This window comes from Phaeobacter sp. BS52 (genome assembly GCF_045040595.1).
Taxonomy (GTDB): Bacteria; Pseudomonadota; Alphaproteobacteria; order Rhodobacterales; family Rhodobacteraceae; genus Phaeobacter; species Phaeobacter piscinae.
Genome location: NZ_CP090662.1, coordinates 3,145,044 through 3,165,331, shown reverse-complemented (window position 1 = coordinate 3,165,331; position 20,288 = coordinate 3,145,044). Strand labels below are relative to the sequence as shown.

General features: G+C 61.3%; 14 protein-coding genes and 5 pseudogenes. 10 read left to right on the top strand and 9 right to left on the bottom strand.

From position 1 onward, the window contains the following. Window positions 1–62: 62 nt before the first annotated feature. Both deoC and L0Z65_RS15240 read left to right on the top strand, forming a co-directional pair. On the top strand, window positions 63–1,052 hold the full coding sequence (gene deoC / locus L0Z65_RS15245) for a deoxyribose-phosphate aldolase (RefSeq protein WP_405108945.1): 990 nt from the start codon (window positions 63–65) through the stop codon (window positions 1,050–1,052). 87 nt (window positions 1,053–1,139) lie between these two features. After that, a pseudogene (locus L0Z65_RS15240) lies at window positions 1,140–3,478 on the top strand (aldehyde dehydrogenase family protein). Window positions 3,479–3,578: 100 nt separating this feature from the next. On the opposite strand, the gene L0Z65_RS15235 reads toward L0Z65_RS15240, so the two are convergent. The 7 genes and pseudogenes from L0Z65_RS15235 to L0Z65_RS15205 form a co-directional block, all read right to left on the bottom strand. After that, window positions 3,579–4,898, bottom strand: a complete 1,320-nt coding sequence (locus L0Z65_RS15235) for a M16 family metallopeptidase (RefSeq protein ID WP_405108942.1) — start codon at window positions 4,896–4,898, stop codon at window positions 3,579–3,581. Continuing rightward, window positions 4,895–6,319 carry a pitrilysin family protein gene (locus L0Z65_RS15230; RefSeq protein WP_096872799.1) on the bottom strand — a complete coding sequence of 475 codons (1,425 nt, stop codon included), beginning with the start codon at window positions 6,317–6,319 and terminating at the stop codon, window positions 4,895–4,897. Before L0Z65_RS15230 ends, L0Z65_RS15235 begins: the two co-directional genes overlap by 4 nt. Window positions 6,320–6,612: 293 nt before the next feature. Then, entirely contained in the window at window positions 6,613–7,128 is a 516-nt protein-coding gene (locus tag L0Z65_RS15225; protein ID WP_405108938.1) for a DUF3035 domain-containing protein, read from the bottom strand. A 53-nt stretch (window positions 7,129–7,181) separates the two neighbouring features. Next, a pseudogene (gene lspA, locus L0Z65_RS15220) lies at window positions 7,182–7,665 on the bottom strand (signal peptidase II). Between the two features lie 71 nt (window positions 7,666–7,736). Next, window positions 7,737–9,327 (bottom strand): annotated as a pseudogene (gene purH / locus L0Z65_RS15215) (bifunctional phosphoribosylaminoimidazolecarboxamide formyltransferase/IMP cyclohydrolase). 23 nt (window positions 9,328–9,350) lie between these two features. Next, window positions 9,351–11,093: a heparinase II/III family protein gene (locus L0Z65_RS15210; RefSeq protein ID WP_405108935.1), complete on the bottom strand. Its 1,743-nt coding sequence runs from the start codon at window positions 11,091–11,093 to the stop codon at window positions 9,351–9,353. 133 nt (window positions 11,094–11,226) lie between these two features. Then, window positions 11,227–12,494 (bottom strand): annotated as a pseudogene (locus tag L0Z65_RS15205) (RsmB/NOP family class I SAM-dependent RNA methyltransferase). An 89-nt stretch (window positions 12,495–12,583) separates the two neighbouring features. Between L0Z65_RS15205 and L0Z65_RS15200 the strand changes: the two are divergent. Then, on the top strand, window positions 12,584–12,787 hold the full coding sequence (locus L0Z65_RS15200; RefSeq protein ID WP_040178778.1) for a DUF1674 domain-containing protein: 204 nt from the start codon (window positions 12,584–12,586) through the stop codon (window positions 12,785–12,787). Window positions 12,788–12,810: 23 nt separating this feature from the next. Continuing rightward, the gene (locus L0Z65_RS15195) at window positions 12,811–13,044 is read left to right on the top strand and encodes a putative quinol monooxygenase (RefSeq protein ID WP_405108932.1); all 234 of its coding nucleotides are present in this window, start codon (window positions 12,811–12,813) and stop codon (window positions 13,042–13,044) included. A gap of 105 nt (window positions 13,045–13,149) precedes the next feature. On the opposite strand, the pseudogene dapB reads toward L0Z65_RS15195, so the two are convergent. Beyond that, a pseudogene (gene dapB / locus L0Z65_RS15190) lies at window positions 13,150–13,972 on the bottom strand (4-hydroxy-tetrahydrodipicolinate reductase). A gap of 112 nt (window positions 13,973–14,084) precedes the next feature. Between dapB and rbfA the strand changes: the two are divergent. The 6 genes from rbfA to rpsO all read left to right on the top strand — a co-directional run bounded on the left by rbfA (window position 14,085) and on the right by rpsO (window position 18,465). After that, the gene (gene rbfA, locus L0Z65_RS15185) at window positions 14,085–14,480 is read left to right on the top strand and encodes a 30S ribosome-binding factor RbfA (protein ID WP_040170160.1); all 396 of its coding nucleotides are present in this window, start codon (window positions 14,085–14,087) and stop codon (window positions 14,478–14,480) included. A gap of 17 nt (window positions 14,481–14,497) precedes the next feature. Next, window positions 14,498–15,235: a phosphodiester glycosidase family protein gene (locus L0Z65_RS15180; protein ID WP_405108929.1), complete on the top strand. Its 738-nt coding sequence runs from the start codon at window positions 14,498–14,500 to the stop codon at window positions 15,233–15,235. Window positions 15,236–15,366: 131 nt separating this feature from the next. Next, the gene (gene truB / locus L0Z65_RS15175; protein WP_405108927.1) at window positions 15,367–16,272 is read left to right on the top strand and encodes a tRNA pseudouridine(55) synthase TruB; all 906 of its coding nucleotides are present in this window, start codon (window positions 15,367–15,369) and stop codon (window positions 16,270–16,272) included. A gap of 43 nt (window positions 16,273–16,315) precedes the next feature. Beyond that, window positions 16,316–16,834, top strand: a complete 519-nt coding sequence (locus tag L0Z65_RS15170; protein ID WP_405108924.1) for a DUF1643 domain-containing protein — start codon at window positions 16,316–16,318, stop codon at window positions 16,832–16,834. A 102-nt stretch (window positions 16,835–16,936) separates the two neighbouring features. Further along, a complete protein-coding gene (locus L0Z65_RS15165) occupies window positions 16,937–17,983 on the top strand; it encodes a calcium-binding protein (RefSeq protein ID WP_405108921.1) in 1,047 nt (348 codons plus the stop codon). 212 nt (window positions 17,984–18,195) lie between these two features. Then, a complete protein-coding gene (rpsO, locus tag L0Z65_RS15160) occupies window positions 18,196–18,465 on the top strand; it encodes a 30S ribosomal protein S15 (protein WP_024098682.1) in 270 nt (89 codons plus the stop codon). Window positions 18,466–18,549: 84 nt separating this feature from the next. Here the strand turns inward: rpsO and L0Z65_RS15155 are convergent, their stop codons facing one another. Continuing rightward, window positions 18,550–20,166 (bottom strand): class I SAM-dependent methyltransferase, encoded by a 1,617-nt coding sequence (locus L0Z65_RS15155; protein ID WP_405108918.1) that lies wholly within the window; start codon window positions 20,164–20,166, stop codon window positions 18,550–18,552. Window positions 20,167–20,288: the final 122 nt, after the last annotated feature.

The window sequence follows — 20,288 nt, the reverse complement described above, 5'->3', positions numbered from 1 at the left end:
TTGCTTGCCAAGACAGGGTGGTCGTGCGATTTTCGCACCGAACTCGAACGAGGATTCCCGGCATGGAAAGCCAAATTGCAGAGCACACCGCGCAGCTGCCGCAGGTGGGCGAACCGCGTAACCCCGGCATGGAGCTGGATCTGGACTGGGCATTAGGGGTTGAGGCAAATACCTCCGCCATCGAACGCCGTTGCGCCACCCTGCCCGGTCGGCGCAGTGTGAAGAAAGACCATCAGGCGGCCTGGCTGCTGAAGGCGATCACCCTGATCGACCTGACCACGCTCTCCGGTGATGATACCGTCGGTCGGGTCCAGCGTCTATGCGCCAAGGCCCGTCAACCGGTACGTGCCGATCTGATGCAGGCGCTTGATATGGAGCCGATCACCACCGGGGCTGTCTGTGTTTATCACGACATGATCGAGACAGCCGTGGACGCGTTGGATGGCAGCGGTATTCCGGTTGCTGCCGTATCCACCGGCTTTCCCGGCGGGTTGTCACCGTTTCACCTACGGCTGGCCGAAATCGAGGAAAGCGTGAAGGCCGGTGCCAAAGAGATCGACATTGTGATCTCCCGTCGGCACGTGCTGTCAGGCAACTGGCAGGCGCTCTATGATGAGATGAAAGCCTTCCGTGAGGCCTGCGGCGAGGCCCACGTCAAGGCCATCCTTGCCACTGGCGAGTTGGGCACATTGCGCAATGTGGCGCGTGCGTCGCTGATCTGCATGATGGCCGGTGCTGACTTTATCAAGACCTCCACCGGCAAGGAAAGCGTTAACGCCACACTGCCAGTCAGCCTGGTGATGATCCGCACCATCCGTGACTATCACGAGCGCACCGGCTACCGTGTCGGCTACAAACCCGCTGGTGGGATTTCCAAGGCCAAAGACTCGTTGGTCTACCTATCGCTGATCAAGGAAGAGCTGGGGGATCGCTGGTTGCAGCCCGATCTGTTCCGATTTGGCGCCTCGTCGCTGTTGGGCGATATCGAACAGCAGCTCGAACACCATGTCACCGGCGCCTATTCCGCCGGCTACCGCCACGCGCTGGCCTAACATCCAGATGCCACCCCCGGACGCCCAATGGGCCTCCGGGCCGCTTCCCTCGCAAGGCAGGCGGCGACAGACCACAAGGCTCGACACATGACCATCAAAGAGATCTTCGACACCATGACTTATGGCCCCGCCCCCGAGAGTGCAGCCGAGGCGCTGGCCTGGCTGGTGGATCAGGGCGCCCGGTTCGGCCATTTCATCGACGGTGACTTCACAGCGCCCGGCGATGGGTTCGACAGCAAGAACCCCGCCACGGGTGAGGTTCTGGCCACTTTGAGCCAGGCCAGCCAATCCGATGTGGATGGCGCCGTTGCCGCTGCGCGCAAGGCGCAGGGCAAATGGGCCGCGCTTGGTGGCGCCGGGCGTGCGCGCTACCTCTATGCAATTGCACGTCTGATGCAGAAACACGCGCGCCTGTTTGCGGTTCTGGAAACGCTTGATAACGGCAAGCCGATCCGCGAGAGCCGTGACATTGACGTCCCCCTGGCACAGCGACATTTCTACTATCACGCTCGGCATGGCCCAGCTGATGGAGAGCGAACTGCCCGACCGTGAAGCATTGGGCGTTTGCGGTCAGATCATCCCCTGGAATTTCCCGCTGCTGATGCTGGCGTGGAAAGTGGCACCCGCCATAGCCATGGGCAACACCGTGGTGCTGAAGCCTGCGGAATATACCTCTCTCACCGCGTTGCTGTTTGCAGATATCTGTCGTCAGGCGGGTCTGCCCAAAGGTGTTGTGAATATCGTCACCGGCGACGGCGCCGTGGGGGAAATGATCGTTGGCGCGGACGTCGATAAAATCGCCTTTACCGGCTCTACCGCTGTGGGCCGCCGTATCCGCGAAGCCACCGCAGGCAGCGGCAAGGCGCTGACCCTGGAGTTGGGCGGCAAATCGCCCTACATCGTGTTTGACGATGCAGATATTGATTCCGCGATCGAAGGTCTGGTCGATGCGATCTGGTTCAATCAGGGACAGGTCTGCTGTGCTTAGCTCACGCCTGCTGGTGCAGGAAGGCATCGCCGAGCGTTTCCACCGGAAGCTGCGCACACGCATGGACAAGCTGCGCATCGGCAACCCGCTCGACAAGAGCATTGATGTCGGAGCCATCGTGGATCCGGTTCAGCTGACCACCATCAGCGAGATGGTCGCGGCCAATACTGCGGGCCGCATGCATCAGGCACAGGTCGCTGTGCCGGAACGCGGCTGTTTCTACCCGCCGACGCTGATTGAAGGGCTGGCCCCCTCTGACGCGCTGATGCAGGAAGAAATTTTCGGCCCGGTTCTGGTCTCCACCACGTTCCGCACCCCTTCCGAAGCCGTCGAGCTGGCCAACAACACCCGCTACGGGCTGGCTGCGACCCTGTGGACCGAGAATGTCAATCTGGCGCTGGATATCGCGCCAAAACTGGTTGCGGGAGTGGTCTGGGTCAATGCGACCAACCTCTTTGATGCGGCGGCCGGTTTTGGTGGCACCCGCGAAAGCGGTTTTGGCCGGGAAGGTGGCTGGGAAGGGCTCAGTGCCTACACCAAACCAAAGGCCAAGACCAAAGCGCTGGAGAAGGTCAAAGGTTTCAGCGGCGAGGGTGCGCCGGTTGACGCGGTGGATCGCACCGCAAAGCTGTATGTTGGCGGCAAGCAGGCCCGTCCGGATGGCGGGTATTCCATGGCCGTCCACGCAAAATCGGGCGCGCTGCTCGGCCACGTCGGGCTTGGCAATCGCAAGGATGTGCGCAACGCCGTCGAGGCCGCAGCGGGCGCAAAAGCGTGGTCCAAAACCACCGGCCACCTGCGGGCGCAGATCCTTTACTATATCGGGGAGAACCTGTCGGCGCGGGCCAGCGAATTTGCGGATCGTATCGACCGGATGACCGGCAAATCGCAGGGCGCGCAGGAGGTCGAGGCCTCAATCCAGCGCCTGTTCACTGCTGCTGCCTGGGCCGACAAATATGACGGTCAGGCGCATGGGGTGCCGATCCGCGGTGTCGCACTGGCAATGAAGGAACCAGTCGGCGTGATCGGCGCGCTCTGCGCGGATGAAGCTCCCCTGCTGGGTCTGGTGTCGGTGATGGCCCCGGCGATTGCCATGGGCAACCGCATGGTTCTGGCCGCCTCCGAGGCCTATCCGCTGGCCGCCACCGATTTCTATCAGGTGCTGGACACATCCGATTTGCCCGGCGGTGTCGTCAACATTCTGACCGGTCGTCACGCCGAGCTGGCCGAGCCACTGGCCGCCCATCTCAACGTCGATGCGGTCTGGAGCTTCTCCTCTTCGGATCTCTCCTCCACGATCGAAGCGGCTTCGGCTGGCAACCTGAAGCGCACCTGGGTCAATAACGGTCGGGCGCTGGACTGGTCTGCCGATCACAGCCGCCGGTTCCTTGAGGCCGCAACAGAAGTGAAGAACATCTGGATTCCCTACGGCGAATAAACCGATTGGGGCAGCTATGGCTGCTCCGATCACATCCAGCAAAAAGGGCGCGGCCAGAGATGGTCGCGCCCTTTTCCGTTTGATCGGCTCTGCGCTGATCTCAATTGGTGGATTGCAAACCTTCCGGTCGACCAACCACGATGAAGTGCAGCTGGTCCGGCAATAGGATTTCGCTGGCCACCTTGTTGATCTCTTCCAATGTGACAGCGTTCACCTTGTCGTTTCGGGTGGCGACGTAATCAATGGGCAGATCATCCATCTGCATCCCCGCCAGGATCGACGCGATGCGGCTATTGCCGTCGAAACGCAACGGATACGCGCCAGTCAGATAGGTTTTGGCGTCTTCCAGCTCTTTCTCTGTCACGCCTTCAGCTGCCAGTTTCGCCCATTCCGTCTGGATGACCTCAACCGTTTCGGCAATCTTGCCGTTGGCCGACGCGACCGAGCCCATGTAGACGGCCCCCAGATCACGCGGCACCAGATAGCTGTAGACGCCATAGGTCAGCCCGCGTTTTTCGCGCACTTCCGACATCAGGCGACTGTCAAAAGACCCGCCGCCAAGGATCTGGTTCAACAGGTAGGCTGCGAAATACCGCGGGTCGTCGCGCTCGATACCGGCATGCCCAAACAGAGCCACAGATTGCGGTGTGTCGTAGTCAACCACTGTCACACCACCCTCTATGGTGACCTCCGCCGGTCCCGGAATTGGCGCCCCTGCGTCTGGCAAATCGCCCAGCAAAGTATCCAGCAGCGCCCCCAGTTCAGCCTCAGTGATATCCCCAACCGCCCCAACATAGAGCCGATCACGGGCAAACACCGCATCATGGGCATCGAACATATCCTGACGGGTCAGCGCGGTAACGCTTTCGATGGTGCCGTTGCCTTCGGTGCCATAGGGGTGATCGCCAAAGGCCATCTGCGAAAACACCCGCCCTGCGATATCGTTGGGATCCTTGGCATCAGCGCGCAGACCGGCCAGAACCTGAGCGCGCACCCGGTCCAGCGCATCCTGATCAAAGCGTGGCTCGTGGATGGTCTGGCGCAGCAGACCAACGGCCTGATCGCGGTTCTCGCTCAGAAACTGCGCTGAGATCGACACCGTGTCCTTATCCGCATCATAGGAAAACCCGGCAGCCAGGCTTTCGACTGTGCGGGCGTAGTCCTGCGCAGCCAGTGGCCCGGCCCCCTCCTCCAGCAGACCCGCCATCAGATAGGTCGCGCCACGTTTGCCCGGCTTGTCGAGCGACGTACCGCCGCGAAAGCGCAACTCCAGCGCTGTGAAGGGAATGCTGTGATCTTCGACCAGCCATGCGGTTATGCCGCCGGGAGAGGTCACCTCTTTGATCTTCACCTCTGCCCAGACCGGCAGGGCGAGGAAACAGGCGGCCAATGCGGCCGTGACAAGCTTTAGCGCCTTCATTGGCTTACCTCTTCGTCTCGCATCATCCAGCCGGTGACCGATACCTCCGGCCGCAACACCTCGCGGGCGACGGCGATGATTTCATCTGCGGTGATGGATTGCAGGATACGCGGCCAAGCCTGCACATCCTCAACTGTCAGACCCGACGCCAGCGCCCGCCCATAGCGGTTGGCAATTCCGTCGACGTTGTCGCGGGCGTAGATTTCTGCGGCCCGCAGTTGCAGTTTGATCCGCTCCAGCTGCGCCTCATCAACTCCTTCTTCCAGGAACCGGGCAAAGGTGGCATCCAGCGCGGCTTCGGCCTCCTCAAGGCTGACATCAGCCCCGGGCACGACCAGAAAGTCAAAGGTGGTGTCATCCAGAGACACGTCGGAATAAAACACCCCGGTGTAGACCGCCACCTGCTGATCAAACTGCAGCGCGTTGGTCAGGTAAGAGGTGCTGCCACCGCCCAAGAGTTCTGCCAGAAGATAGAGCGCCGCTGCGCGTTCTTGCGCACCTTTGTCACGTTCCGGCGCCAGATAGGAGCGCTGAACAAACGGCTGCGCCACGCGCGGATCTTTGAAGATAATGCGCCGGGCGGCGGTCTGGGGCGGCTCCTTGCTGCGAACCCGCTCCGGCAGATCCGGGTTGGCCGGGATCTGTCCATAGGTCTCCTCGGCAAGGCGACGCACCTCCTCCGGATCGACGTCACCGGAGACAACCAAAATGGCATTATTCGGCGCGTAATATGTTCCGTAGAATGAGAGCGCATCCGCCATGTCCAGCTCTTCCATCTCATGACGCCAGCCAATAATGGGCTGGCCATACCGATGGTTGAGATATTGCGCGGCGTTCAGCTGTTCGCGAAACAGCGCCCGCGGCTCGCTGTCGGTACGCTGGTTGCGCTCTTCCAGAATGACCTCCCGCTCGGTCTCGATATCCTGCTCGGTGAGGCGGATGTTGACCATCCGGTCGCTTTCCATCTGCATCATCAGCCCCAGGCGGTCCGCCGCGACACGCTGGAAATACGCCGTGTAGTCATAGCTGGTGAAGGCGTTGTCCCGGCCGCCGTTTGCAGCAACAGTGGCCGAAAGTTCCCCTGCCTCCAGCTTATCAGTGGCCTTGAACAGCAAATGTTCCAGAAAATGTGCAACACCGGACTGGCCGACAGGTTCATCGGCGGAGCCTGCACGGTACCAGACCATATGCTGCACAACAGGCGCGCGGTGGTCTTCGATCACCACGACCTGCATCCCGTTATCAAGGACAAAGCTGGTGACCATATCGCTCGCGTCGGATTGAGCGGCAGTGTCCTGCGCCTGCGCGCCCTGAACCAGACCTGAGGCCGTCAAACCAGCGCTGTCCAGAGCAACAAGGGCCGCGACAATGGCGGTGGCCCGGGTGATCCGCCGGATCACAGGCTTCATAGGGGGGATCATTCGGTGATCTCCTTTTTGCGGTGCGCCACCGGCACCACAAGCACCGGTCGCGTCAAAATAGACTCATGCAGCCGGTCAGATCCCGCAGCCTGCCCTGACGGGCGATGCAGCGCGACCCTGTCCGTGTGGTCTGCGGTGCAACAGAAACAAGTCCGATCCAGCAACATATCAATGGCAATCAGCCCGAAAACCGGACCGACATCGCTAATGTCAAACTACGCTCTGGAGGGGCATGTGCAAGGGAAATGGCGTTTTTGTGATCGCCCGGAGCCGCTGGTTCGGCCTGTTCGGCGTTACTCTGCCGGTGGGGCTGACGGTGTCTCAAAACCCGCACGGCGGAAACGTTCGCTGACCTGATCCGGCGCGATGGCCTCGCGTTTGTAGGCCTCTTGGTAGCGATCGACCGGGAACAGTTTGAACCGAGCGGTGCGGTTTTCACGCTTGCGTTTCTTCGCATCGCGCGCCGCGAGATCCGCGCGGACGTCGGGGTCGACGCCATAGCGGCTCACGGCGGTGACCAATGCGCCGTCGTTGGCGGGAATGCCCTCACCGGGCACCAGCGCAGCCGGGTTGCCGCCAAGCACGGCGACGGCTTCACCCTTGGGGTTGCGGTCGGTGCGATTGGCCGCGCCGGGTGTGGGCTGCGGCAACGTCTGATAGCTGGTCGGCTCGGCCAGTGGCTTAGCAGGCAGGACCATGAATTCATCCGGGCCGGTTCCGGCTGGGCGCAGATCGCGCAACCCTTTTTGCCCGCAGGCAGATACGGCCAGCGCGCCCATCAGAACAATCACACCAAAAGGGATCCGCATGACCCGTTACTCCTGCCTGTTTGAGCCGCTTTTATCGCATTTCCCCAGCGAGGTCACGCAGGGTTTTTCTGCCGCCCGTCAAATAGGATCAAGCTTAGCCGCACCCGCAAAGATGAAGATGTCCGCCACGTTGAAGACAAAGGGATTGTTGATACCGCAGCAGGACATATTGAGGAAGTCCAGCACATAGCCGTAAAGCAGTCTGTCCACCACATTGCCAAGCGCGCCGCCGATCACCAAACCGGCTGAAAGCTGCATCATGCGCGCATTGGCAGGCAGCCGCGCGATCCAGATCACCAGCACCACACAGATCACAAGTGACAGACCGATAAGAACCCACCGCGTAGTATCGGTCCCACCGCCAAACAGACCGAAATTGATGCCGGTATTCTCGCCATAGCGAAACCGCAGCAGCGGTGGCAGCACATCAATGCCACCACGATTGGCCACATCCATGACCCGCACCACCAGATATTTGCTGATCTGATCGGCAAGCAGCGCCAGTATCGCGGCCCAGATCATCACTTTGGCTCGCATTGTGCGGCCCCCTTTGCCCGGAATTTGAGGCGAGATCGGGCCAAACCCGGCCCGATCTGCGTTAGCCGCGTTTAGTGTCGGAAGTGACGCATGCCGGTGAAGACCATTGCCAGTCCTGCGTCATTGGCGGCCTTGATGACCTCATCATCGCGCATGGAACCACCGGGCTGGATCACGCAGGTGGCACCGTTTGCCGCAGCTTCCAGAAGACCGTCCGCAAAAGGGAAGAATGCATCGGAGGCAACCGCAGACCCTTTTGCCAAGCTCTCCGGCAACTCCAGCGCATCAGCCATCCGCTGCGCCTTCACGCCTGCAATGGTGGCACTGTCCAGGCGGCTCATCTGGCTTAGCGCCGACACCAACGGTCTGGCCAGATTTTACATAGACGATGGCGTTGGATTTCACGTGTTTTGCAACCTTCCAGGCAAATAGCAGATCCTGCATCTGCTCATCGGTCGGGGCCTTCTCGGTGACCACCTTCAGGTCGTCCATGGCCCGGTGACCGACGTCCTTGTCCTGCACCAGCATTCCGCCAGACACCTGACGGGTGGTCAGACCCGTGTCCTGCGGGTTGGGCAGACCATCCGTCAGCAACAGACGCAGGTTTTTCTTGGCGGCAAAAATTGCCTTGGCCTCATCCGAGGCACCGGGGGCGATGACCACTTCGGTGAAGATCTGCACGATCTCTTGCGCGGTTTCGCCGTCCAACGGCTGGTTCAGAGCCACAATCCCGCCAAAGGCAGAGGTGCGGTCGCAGTCGAAGGCCTTTTGGTACGCATCTTTCAGCGTTGTACCACGGGCCACGCCGCAGGGGTTGGCGTGTTTGATGATCGCCACAGCCGGGCCATCAGCGGGTGCAAACTCGCTGACCAGTTCAAAAGCCGCATCGGTGTCGTTGATGTTGTTGTAGGACAGCTCCTTGCCCTGCACCTGCTGCGCGGTGGCGACACCTGCGCGGGCGGAGCCATCAAGGTAGAAGGCCGCCTGCTGATGCGGGTTCTCACCATAGCGCAGGGTCTGCGCCAGCTGTCCTGCCACGGCACGGCGGCGCGGCGCCTCAAGATTCAGTGCGCCCGCCATCCAGTTTGATACTGCCGCGTCATAGGCGGCCGTCCGGGCGTAGGCATTCTGCGCCAACCATTGACGGAATCCATAAGAGGTCTGCCCATCATTGCGATCCAGCTCTGCCAGCAGCGGTTCGTAATCCTCGACATCCACCACAACGTTCACGAATAGGTGGTTCTTGGACGCCGCACGGATCATTGCCGGGCCGCCAATATCGATGTTTTCAATGCATGTATCGTAGTCGCCGCCCTTGGCCACGGTGTCCTCAAACGGGTAGAGGTTCACCACCAGCAGGTCGATGGCACCGATGCCATGTTCTTCCATCGCAGCCACATGCGTGTCGTTGTCGCGCAATGCCAGCAGCCCGCCATGCACCATCGGATGCAGCGTTTTGACTCGACCATCCATCATTTCCGGAAAGCCGGTGATTTCGGAGACGTCCTTGACGGTCAGCCCTGCGTCGCGCAGCGCCTTGGCGGTCCCGCCAGTTGAGAGCAGCTCAACGCCGCGTGCCGCCAAGGCCTTACCCAGGTCGATCAACCCGGTCTTATCGGATACGGAAAGCAACGCACGGCGTACGGGGTGAAGGTCAGTCATGGCAGGGCAGGTCCTTTTCAGGCTCAGTCGGTTAACGCGGGATCATCCCGGTTCAGGTCTCGCACGGCAACGGCAGTCTCCTGCGCCTTACTGAGCGTCCACCGGATGCGCGTGGCATAATTCATTGCCCGCCCGGAGAGAACGATCTGTTTTGCCGCACGCGGCTTCAAGCGGGTTTTTTCCAGGTATACGCTGGGTTCCAACTTCAACTCGCAGGTTCCATCATGACGGAACACCCAGATCTCCCCGCTCTTGAGCGCCATGGATACTGCTGCGCCCCCCAAGTCAAGGGCTGCGTCCACATCCGGGTGCAGATGCAGCCGGATCTCAAAGCCAATACCGCCCAGCGAATGGGCGTCCATCGCCTTGTCGAAACGGCGTTTGTTGCGGGTATCCAGCGCCAGCAACATGTCCTCACCAGCCAGACCACGGCCATCCACCGCCAGTTCCAGCGTGCGCGCATGGGTCAGGCCGAAATGGCGCTCATAGCCATTGTGCCCACCCTGAAAGCGATAGCCGTCTTCCAGATCAGAAACATCCAGCGGCACGTTATCGGGCGCCTCAGTCATGATCTCATGGCCACTGCCGCGTTCCGGCGGGGCCAGTCGGGCGCTGGAATGCCCTTCGATACAGAGCGTGGAATGGGACGGTGTTGCCCGCCCCGCTCGGCGCCACTCAACACCAAAGGTTTCGCCCGAGCCGCAGTTGACGATCAGCGGGCGACGACCGGATGTCAGCTCAAACGCCAGGGTGGAGGCATGACCATTCCATGAGGCGCGCCCCGTCGGCGGCACAGACGCATCAATGATCACCGAGGTGCGCCGCCCGGACAGGCGGGCATAGCCCATCGCCAAACCATCGGCGTGGCGCGTGGTGACATGGCTTGCCGCTAGCGCATGATCCAGCCGCCCCTCCAGCCCGCGACCACCGCCGTGGAACCGCGACAGACCGCCATCCGCATGACGCAATGTGCGCAGGGTCGGTGCGATCCGCTCAATCGCGGCCAGTTGCGCGGGTGGAACGCCGCGTCCGGCATCCTGTAGCGCAGCCGCGGCCCAGGTCAGCAGGGTAAAGACCTCCAGCAGCTCCTCAGGGTTGCGGGTCGGCAGGCCTCCCTGATCATCAATCTGGCTGGCGCATTCCTCTGCCAGGGCCTTCAGAGCGGGATCGACCTGATCCTCATGCCCCTTGAGCGCTAGCCCCGCATAGATCAACCCGGTGAGTGCCTCAAACCGGGGCAATCCGGGGGAGGCCCCTTGCCAGCGGCGGGAGAGGAACCAGGTCTGGCGGGACAGGGCCCCGAAGAAGGCCTCCGATTGTTCGGCGGTGCGGGCCGCCAGCAGGAACAGCGCGTGGTTGATCCAGCGGATCACCCGACGACCGGTCAGATCCGGCGACCAGCCCGGCCCGCTGCCGTTGCCATGGGTGTCGATCCATCCCCAGACCCAGAGCTGTGCCTTTTCCCGGGCCCGAAAATCACCAACAGCGGCCAGATCATCAAGCCAGGCAAACCCGTGCCGTTCTGCATCAAAGGCGAGATCGGGCGCCACCACATCCCAGAGCCCGGTGGTCGGCGATTCGACGAGGTAACCCGCAAACAGGAGATTGCCCGCCACCAGTTGACGACCGCGGGCAAAACTGCCGATGGTGCGCGGCTCAGGCTGCGACACAAAGGCCGTGGCGCCGGGCTGCCGTCGCGCGCGCCGTGCGTAAAAGCGGTTCAACAGGCGGGTGCCGCGCCGCGCCATTCTATCGTATCGGGACATGCTCTCTTGCCTCACGCCAGAGATTTTTTCCGGGGCGTTTTGCGCTGAGCATAGCGAGGCTTACAGGCCAAGTCACCGATAATGCGGCAGGCGACCCGATAGCCGGGCGGCGAAGGACCGCCGAGACCTGAGGTCAGGCCGCGCCCTTGCGCAATTCCGCCATGTAGAAACCGTCCATACCGCCCCGATCAGCCCAGTAATCAGGTCGCAGACGCAGACCGCCTTCTTCTGTGATCCAGTCGGGGTCGATGCCCGCGACCGTGTGGATCCGGTCGCCGACCGACATATCGGGAAACATCTCAAGCGCATCTTCAACCTGGCATTCACCCTCATCCGGCAGGAGCGAACAGGTGCAGTAAATCAACCGTCCACCCGGTTTCACCAGGCTCCAGGCATGGGCAAGCATCTGTGCCTGCAATTCTATCAGCGCGCCAAAGCCACTGCCATTCTTGGCATGGGGCAGGTCCGGGTGTCAAGCAGAATCGTGCCCGTTGCGGAACACGGCGCATCCAGCAGAACCGCATCATATTGGCCGGTCTGTTCCAGCGCATCACCAACAACAACCGTCGCGCTGAGGCCGGTCCGGTCAAGGTTCTCCGACAGGCGCGCCATCCGACCAGCGGATTGATCCACGGCCGTCACATTCGCGCCAGTGGCCGCGATCTGCATCGTCTTGCCCCCCGGCGCCGCGCAGAGATCCAGGACCGATTCGCCCGGCTGTGCCGCCAGCAGCTGCGCAGGCAGCGCGGCGGCGGCATCCTGTACCCACCAGTCGCCCGCCTCAAATCCCGGCAGGCCAGAAACCTGAACCGATCCATGGAGACGGTAAGACCCGGTTGGCAGGCGGGTTGTCTCCAACGCCGACAGATCGGCACCAGGTTTTGCCGTCAGATCAAGCGGCGCGCCCGCCAGATGAGCCGCCTCAATCGACAGCATCGCAGGTGCGCCCCAGGCCTGAGACAGTGGGCTGCGCAGCCATTTCGGCAGGCGCGGAACCCGCAGCTTGGCCCATTCAGCAGGCCCGTGATCCGCCACCTTGCGCAGAACCGCGTTGACCAACCCTTTCAGTTTGCCGTGGCGGCGGTGACGCGCGATGATGTCCACCATCTCGTTCACAACCCCATGTGCGGCACCGCCCTGACACAGCTCGACGGTGCCAATACGCAGCGCGTTGTGGACTGTCAGCGGCGTCGATTTCTTCAGATGCTTCTGCAGGATTCGGTCCGCGCGCTCCAAATTGCGCAGCGTGTCTGTAGCCAGTCGCTGACTGCGCGCCCGCTCCTCCGCCGGGAGCTTGTCCAAGGCGCCAGCGGCATAACATTCAGACAGCAGCTTGCCCTCCCCGAGCACCTGATCCAGCAGATGAATAGCGCGGCGGCGGGCTTGGCTTGCGTTGGACATGCGGGTCTCCTGATAGAGGGCAGCGGCGCGATGGGTTGTCGCCGCCGGACGCGGGCGTATATCATAGAACGACAACAAGGGAACCCGGCATGAGTGACGCTGACAAAACCAAAATCGATCCGGCAACAGATCTGCCGCCCGCCGCACAGCGGGCGCTGGCTGAAGCCGCAGAACGGCGCAAGGCCGCTGAGGCCGAGGCGGCCAATCGCCCGGTTGAGCTGGGCGGTCGCGATGGTCCAGATCCCGCGCGTTACGGCGATTGGGAGAAAAAAGGCATCGCCATCGATTTCTGACGGTGTCGCCGCAGGAGGCCTGCATGATCATCGAGATCCGCCGCTACAGGCTGCACCCCGGCAAACGCGAAGCCTTTATTGACATCTTTGAACGGGTGAACAGACCGGCATTGCGCGACGCGGGCATGCTGGTTTTTGGCCCGATGCGCGATCTGGAGGATCCGGATGTCGTCCACTGGATGCGCGCCTTTGCAACGCTATCGGACCGCGAACGCATCAAGGATGACTTCTACGACGGGCCTGTCTGGCTGAAATAGCTGGAGCCTCAAGTGATGCCATTGATCGCCCATTTCGAAGCTTCGGTGGTGGAAACCACCGAAGGGTTCGAGACGTTCAGCGGCGCCGCATCCCTGCTCTGAGGATCAGAGGCCCAGCACATCCAGCATGTCGTATTGACCGGGTTGCTTATCCTGCCCCCAAAGTGCGGCCTTGATCGCGCCGCGGGCAAAGATCGCACGGTCCGTCGCCAGATGGCGCAGGACGATACGCTCTCCCTGGCTAAGCAAACAGCACGTCATGTTCCCCGACAATATCGCCACCCCGAATGGCGCTGAAACCGATATCACCGCGCTTGCGCGCGCCGGTGATGCCATCGCGCCCGCTGTCGCTGACATCTGAGAGCATCACGCCGCGCCCCTCCGCAGCCGCTTCGCCCAGCATCAACGCGGTGCCGGAGGGGGCGTCGACTTTGTGATGGTGATGCGCCTCAATCACTTCGATATCAAAATCCTCATCAAGGGCGGCGGCGACCTTCTTGGTCAACTGGACCAGCAGGTTCACGCCAAGGCTCATATTGCCAGCGCGCATCTGCACCGACCGGCGCGAGGCTGGTTCCAGCTGGGCGATCTCTGCGTCGCTCATCCCGGTGGTGCCAATGACATGGACAACACCGGCCTCGGCCGCCAACCCGGCAAAGGCAATAGTCGCCTCTGGGTTGGTGAAGTCGATCACCGCCTGCGCCTTGGCAAAGGCAGCAGCCGCATCGTCGGTCACTGTCACGCCGATTTCAGAGCCGCCCATGGCCAGCCCCACATCCTGACCGACCCAATCGTGGCCTGCCCGCTCCACCGCGCCGACCAGATGCGCGCGGGGATGATCCGCAATCGTCTTAATCAGCATCTGCCCCATGCGCCCAGAAGCGCCGGTGATCACGATGCCGGGTGTATCCGTGCGGGAAGCTGTCATGTCAGGGTCTTAGGTGTTGCGCTGGATCGCGGGTGGTCTGTTTCGGGCTGGTTTTGTCCTAACCGCTTGTGCTGCGCTTGGCAAAGCCCCGCTTTCGGCATAAATCGGATATATGGCTAAGAACAAACTCCAAGAGGGCTCAGGGCCCTCACAACGTCAGCTCCGCGTCGGCGAATTGATTCGCCGCGCCTTGTCCGAAATCTTTGCACGCGGTGACCTGCATGATCCCGAATTGAACCGGCTGTCGATCACTGTCGGCGAGGTTCGCACTTCGCCCGATCTACGCATTGCCACGGCTTATGTGCTGCCGCTTGGTGGCAAAGGGCAGGAAGACACGCTCAAGCTGATGGCCCGCAACAAGGGCGAACTGCGCCGGATGATCGGCAAAAAGCTGGCGCTGAAATTCACGCCGGAGTTGCGATTCCAGCTGGATGATACCTTTGACCGGATGGATGACACCCGGCGGATGCTGTCGCAGGACGCGGTGCGCCGCGATATCGGCGAGTGATTCGCTGGGCGGTGGCTATGGCGCTGGCCCTCTGGGCCGCGCCTGCTGCGGCGGTGGACTGCCGCAACATCGCCTATGACGACAACCGCTACACGATCTGCGAGGTTGACGTGACCAACGACGAGCTGCGCCTGTTCCTGAAGGATGGCGCCGGAGACGTCTACGGTCATTTCTCGGCGATCGAAACCGATCTGGCTGACAAAGGACAGACACTGCCCTTTGCCACGAATGCCGGTATGTATCATCGCGACCGCTCCCCCGTCGGATTGTACCGGGACGGCGACAAGGAGGAGATGCGTCTGATCACAACCCCCGGTCCGGGAAATTTCGGACTGCTGCCCAACGGGGTGCTGTGTATCGGTGCTGCCCGCACGGATGTGATCGAAACGCTGACTTTCGCCGAGACAGAGCCATCGTGCCGCTATGCCACGCAATCCGGCCCGATGCTGGTGATCGACGGCGCGTTGCACCCGCGGTTTCTGCCGGACTCGACCTCGTATTTCATTCGCAACGGCGTCGGCACCAGCGCCGACGGCCAGCGCGTGGTCTTTGCCATCTCGCGGAACGCTGTGACGTTTCACCAGTTTGGCAGCCTGTTCCGGGACCATCTGAAGCTGCCAAGCGCGCTCTATTTTGATGGCAATATATCGCGGCTCCACGCGCCGCAGATCAACCGCAGTGATGCGGGTTTCATGATGGGGCCGGTGGTGGGCGTGGTGGCAGACGGCACCAAGAGCGACGCGGCGACCAACTAAGCCAACCACGCGCGTTGGACCAGCCCCCGCCGCAGTTGGCTGACGGTTTCGCCACCTCCCGCGATTGACAGCCCGGGATGGCTGGGCTACCTCGCGCGCCTCTCTCACCGACGATGACATTGGGGTACGATATGGGACGCAAACGCAAAGGGCGCGATATTTCCGGCTGGCTGGTGGTCGACAAGCCTGCGGGGCTGACGTCCACTGCGGTTGTCAACAAGGTCCGCTGGGCCTTCGATGCGAAGAAGGCAGGCCATGCCGGCACATTGGATCCCGAGGCAACCGGCGTTCTGGCAGTCGCCCTGGGCGAAGCCACCAAGACCGTGCCTTATATCACCGATGCGCTGAAGGCCTACACCTTCACCGTGCGGCTCGGTCAGGCGACCAATACCGATGACGCCGAAGGCGAAGTGATCGCCAGCAGCGACACACGGCCAAGTGATGAGGACATCGTGGCGGCGCTGCCGCAATTCCTTGGTGATATCATGCAGGTGCCACCAAAATTCTCAGCGGTGAAAATCGACGGTCAGCGCGCTTATAAACTGGCCCGCGACGGTGAAGACATCGAACTGGCCGCCCGCCCGTTGTGGGTTGAGGAGCTGATCCTGGTGGATCGTCCTGACGCTGACCATGTCGTGTTGGAAATGACCTGCGGCAAAGGCGGCTACGTGCGGTCCATCGCGCGGGATCTGGGCGCCGCGCTTGGATGTCAGGGCCATGTCAAATGCCTGCGCCGGATCTGGTCGGGGCCGTTTGACGCGGAGGATGGCATCAGCCTTGAGACGCTGGATGAAATGGCCAAATCGCCGGATCTTGATGGCTATCTGCGCCCGCTTGAAGAAGGGCTCGCCGATCTGCCGCAGCTGACCTGCACACCTGAAGGCGCGGCCAAGCTGCGCAATGGCAATCCCGGAATGGTGCTCGCCTCCGATGTTGAATACGGCGAGGAAGCCTGGGCCTCACTGGATGGCCTGGCTGTTGCGGTTGGACACTACAAAGTCGGCGAGCTGCATCCCAGCCGGGTCTTCGTCCGCTAGCCTGCGGTTGACAGCGGCGCGAGGTCTGGGCACGACGGGTGCCATGATCCATCGCAGCCACACCAAGGGCGACGCGCCCTCAACCGCGGTCTATTCCGACTGCGAGCAGTATCGATATAGCCTCAGCCGGATCTGGGATCCGGCGGGGACACGGCTGATGTTTGTGATGCTCAACCCGTCCACCGCAACTGAGGTGCAGAACGATCCAACGATTGAGCGCTGCGAGAGACGCGCGCGCACCTTGGGACATGGCGGATTTCGCGCCACCAATATCTTTGCCTTTCGGGCCACCGATCCACGTGACATGAAACGTGCAGCGGACCCCGTTGGCCCTGATAATCTGGGAATAATTCTGGAGGGTGCGGCCTGGGCGGATCAGGTGATCTGCGCCTGGGGCACCCACGGCGCGTTTCGTCAGCAAGGTGTTCAAGTTGCGGCGGCGCTTGTCGAAGCCGGTAGGCCATTGTTTCATCTCGGACTGAGCAAGGCCGGTCATCCCAAACACCCGCTCTACATTCGCTACGACCAGAAACCTGAACCCTGGCGACCCAAGCTGGCATAAGATCTTGCTAACCATCGCTTTCGATTTGGTTTGATATACAACCATTGCGTGTTCAATACTGATCATGCGGGTGTTCCGCGTGTTTGGTAAGGGGTCGCCGGAATGTTGATGCTGGCTGCAATGTTGGGGGTCGCCGCCGTTGGTGGCATCTTGTTGATTGACGAGGGGGGCGATGACCCGGACAGCCCCGACACCAGTGAAGGCAGCGACGATGATGCCGCGAAGAGCAGCGCCGGTGAAACCGTCTCTCTTGACGCATTGGTCTCGACTGGGACCGCTGCAAGCGATCAGCTTGGCGGTGGTGATACGGATGATCTTCTGCAAGGCCTTGCGGGCCATGATCAGTTGAACGGCTACGCCGGTGATGACGGCGTGCAAGGCGGCGACGGCAATGACACACTGCACGGCGGTGACGGGGACGACACACTAGAGGGCGGCGCCGGAGATGATCTCCTACACGGAGACTATGGCGATGATCTGCTGGCCGGGGATGATGACGACGACAGGCTGTTTGGCCACTTCGGTGAGGATCTGCTTGACGGTGGTGCAGGCGATGATCAGGCTCACGGCGGTCAGGACAACGATACGCTGGTCGGGGCTGACGGGCGCGACGCGCTGCACGGGAATGACGATGATGACCATCTGACAGGTGGCCAGGGACAGGACACGCTGTTCGGCGGCACTGGCGATGATCGCCTGGTCGGCAATGATGATGGTGACACCACGGATTATCTGAACGGTGGTGACGGCGATGATACGATACTCGCCGGGGCTGGTGACATTGTGACCGCAGGCACAGGCGCCGATAGTATCCTTGTTGGCGCTGGTGATTTTTATGTCAGCGAGGACACAAACGGGGACAATACGGACCCCACCGCCCCCATTGATTTGTCCGATTTCAATAGCAATGAGGATCAGCTGGTTGTCATCTGGGACAAATTCGGCTCTGACACGCCTGTCGTTGACGTGAGCAGCAATCCAGATACCCCCGGTGAGCATATCGTGACCATCGACGGCGAGGAGGTGCTGCGCGTGACCGGACCGGCGGAACTGGCAGCCTCCGACATACTGATCGTAGATCAGGACGCCGCGATCCGCTTTGGCGTGATGGCCAGTGAAGCTGGCAGCGGCGGGCTAACGCTCGGCTGATCCAGGTCTCGTCAGGCCGACATCCGCTGCGCTGACAGAGACCACTCCTCAAAACCTTTTGCTATTTCCCAAGAATCTGCGTATACGCGCGACCTGTTCAACGGCACTGCGACTTTCTACGGAAAACTGCATTGCCCGAGACGCCTCCATGGGCCTGTGCTGGACGACATCCCGGCCTGCGCCATTCACACAAACCTTCAAAGGAGACCCCGATGTCGATCACTGCTGAAGAAAAAGCCCGCCTGATGAAAGAATTCGCAACCAAAGACGGCGACACCGGTTCTCCGGAAGTCCAGGTTGCAATCCTGACCTCGCGCATCAACACCCTGACCGAGCACTTCAAAACCCACAAGAAGGACAACCACGGTCGTCGTGGCCTTCTGAAAATGGTTGCTCAGCGTCGTAAGCTGCTGGACTACACCAAAGGCAAAGACGTGGCCCGCTATCAGGACCTCATCAAACGTCTCGGCATCCGTCGCTAAACGCGACGACCAGACGGTTGAAGATCAACGCCCGCGCCTTTTGGCTGCGGGCGTTTTTCGTTGCACTGGCTGATCTGCGGGCTGCTAGGCGACGGCGCCGCGCTGTGACGTAGCGGCCGTCGGATGGGGCGTTTCCGCTTGCGATGATGCGTCCTTGACCAAGCTCACGCCAAGACCTGCAAGAATGTCCAGGCGCCGCGCTGCAAAAGCATGGGCGCGGGCGCGCAGGACTGCAAGGTTTTCCTCAGCCAGCTCCAGCACCCGGCCATCCTGTTCCAGCCGCTGTCCCTGCGGCTCAAGAATTCGCCAGACGAAGCTCGCCCAATCATGTGGCGCCTGATGTCCCTCGCTTTGAGCCAGAAGGAACAGCTGCTCCATTCGGTCAACCGCGACACCGCCCCCTGTCACCGGGGATGCCAGGAATCCCAGACGCTCGCTGTCCTCAGCATTCTTGCAAACCGCCATATTGAAGTCGCGGCACCGCGCAATCCGATCCGCATATCCCGCTTGCGGCAAACAGGGCACGATATAGCCCGCACCGGTCAGGATCGTCAGCATCCGCGTAACGTCGCCCCAGGTCATATCTGAGAACACCCCTTGCTCCAGCAAGGCACGAACGGTGTGCTGCCCATCGGCCAAAGCCTGCAAAACAGGCTCATACTGGCTCGCTTCCAGCGCGATATCGCCCTTGCGCCAGCTGATTTTCAACGGGCCGGTTCCATAATGGCGCGCCAGCGCGAAGGAGGTCTGAAACCACCCTCCGACGCCGCCACGTTGTGTCTGTGGCAGCCACCCCCGTACAAAAACATCTGCGCGGAACTGCTCGTTTAACAGAATGTCACGCAATCCCTCGCGCCTGACCACATTGCTTTCTTCTGCGAGCAGCGCCTGCTGTGGCGCGCTGAGGCAGATATCGTCGATGTGATCCAGAGGATTCGCCGCCCCCATGAACTCCAGTTTTGCCTGCGCCAGATCTTCTGCCACATCGGCAAAATGAAACGGGGTCCAATCCTTGTTGAAGAACTCATGCGCCAGGTAGTTCCGCGACATCGATTTCATCTCGCTCAGCCGGGTCAGCTGGCCCGGATTGGAGGCAAAGAAACCAGCCCCGGCCTGTTTCAATTGCTCGGCAAACCCCAAGGCTTCGTCAATGCGTTGCTCCAGCGGCCCGCTGCTCTGCGCCGCGCGATCTGCCAGCAACCGGCGCAGTGGCATCGACGGCGCCCAACCCGGTTGTGTGTTGTAACTGATATAGACCAGCCCACCCGGTTTCAGACGGCGAGCGATGAAGCCGGTGATCCGTTCCTGATTCTCGCGAGAGACCCAGCTGTAGACGCCATGGAGCGCAATCACGTCAAAGCTGTTTGGCAGGGTTGCCTCCTCTTCGAAATCCTCAAAGGATCTTTCGTAGAAGGTGACATTGGGCACCGCAGCCTCCTGCGCCAATCGATGTGCGCCAGCGATATGCGCCGGATTGAAATCCATGGCATGTACATCAACATGCGGGTTTGCAGCGGCCAGCAGATTGGCGGTGAACCCCTGCCCACAGCCCAGTTCACAATAGGTTAGACGGTTGTCATCCAACCCATGCCGATGCCCCTTCGACAGCGCAGCAAACGCCAAGCGCGATGGCGTCATCTCATGAAAGAAATCATGCGTATAGTCGAGCTCGGCAACATAGCCGGAGGTCCAATCGTTCATTCAGCACCTGTTCATTCGTGGTGGGGTCGACGGCGTCTTGCCCTTCTGGGGTGCGCAAAGTTTTCATAAAAACGCTGAGGATCTAGTTAACGCACCGGTATTTTAGAACTCGCCATCGGCGC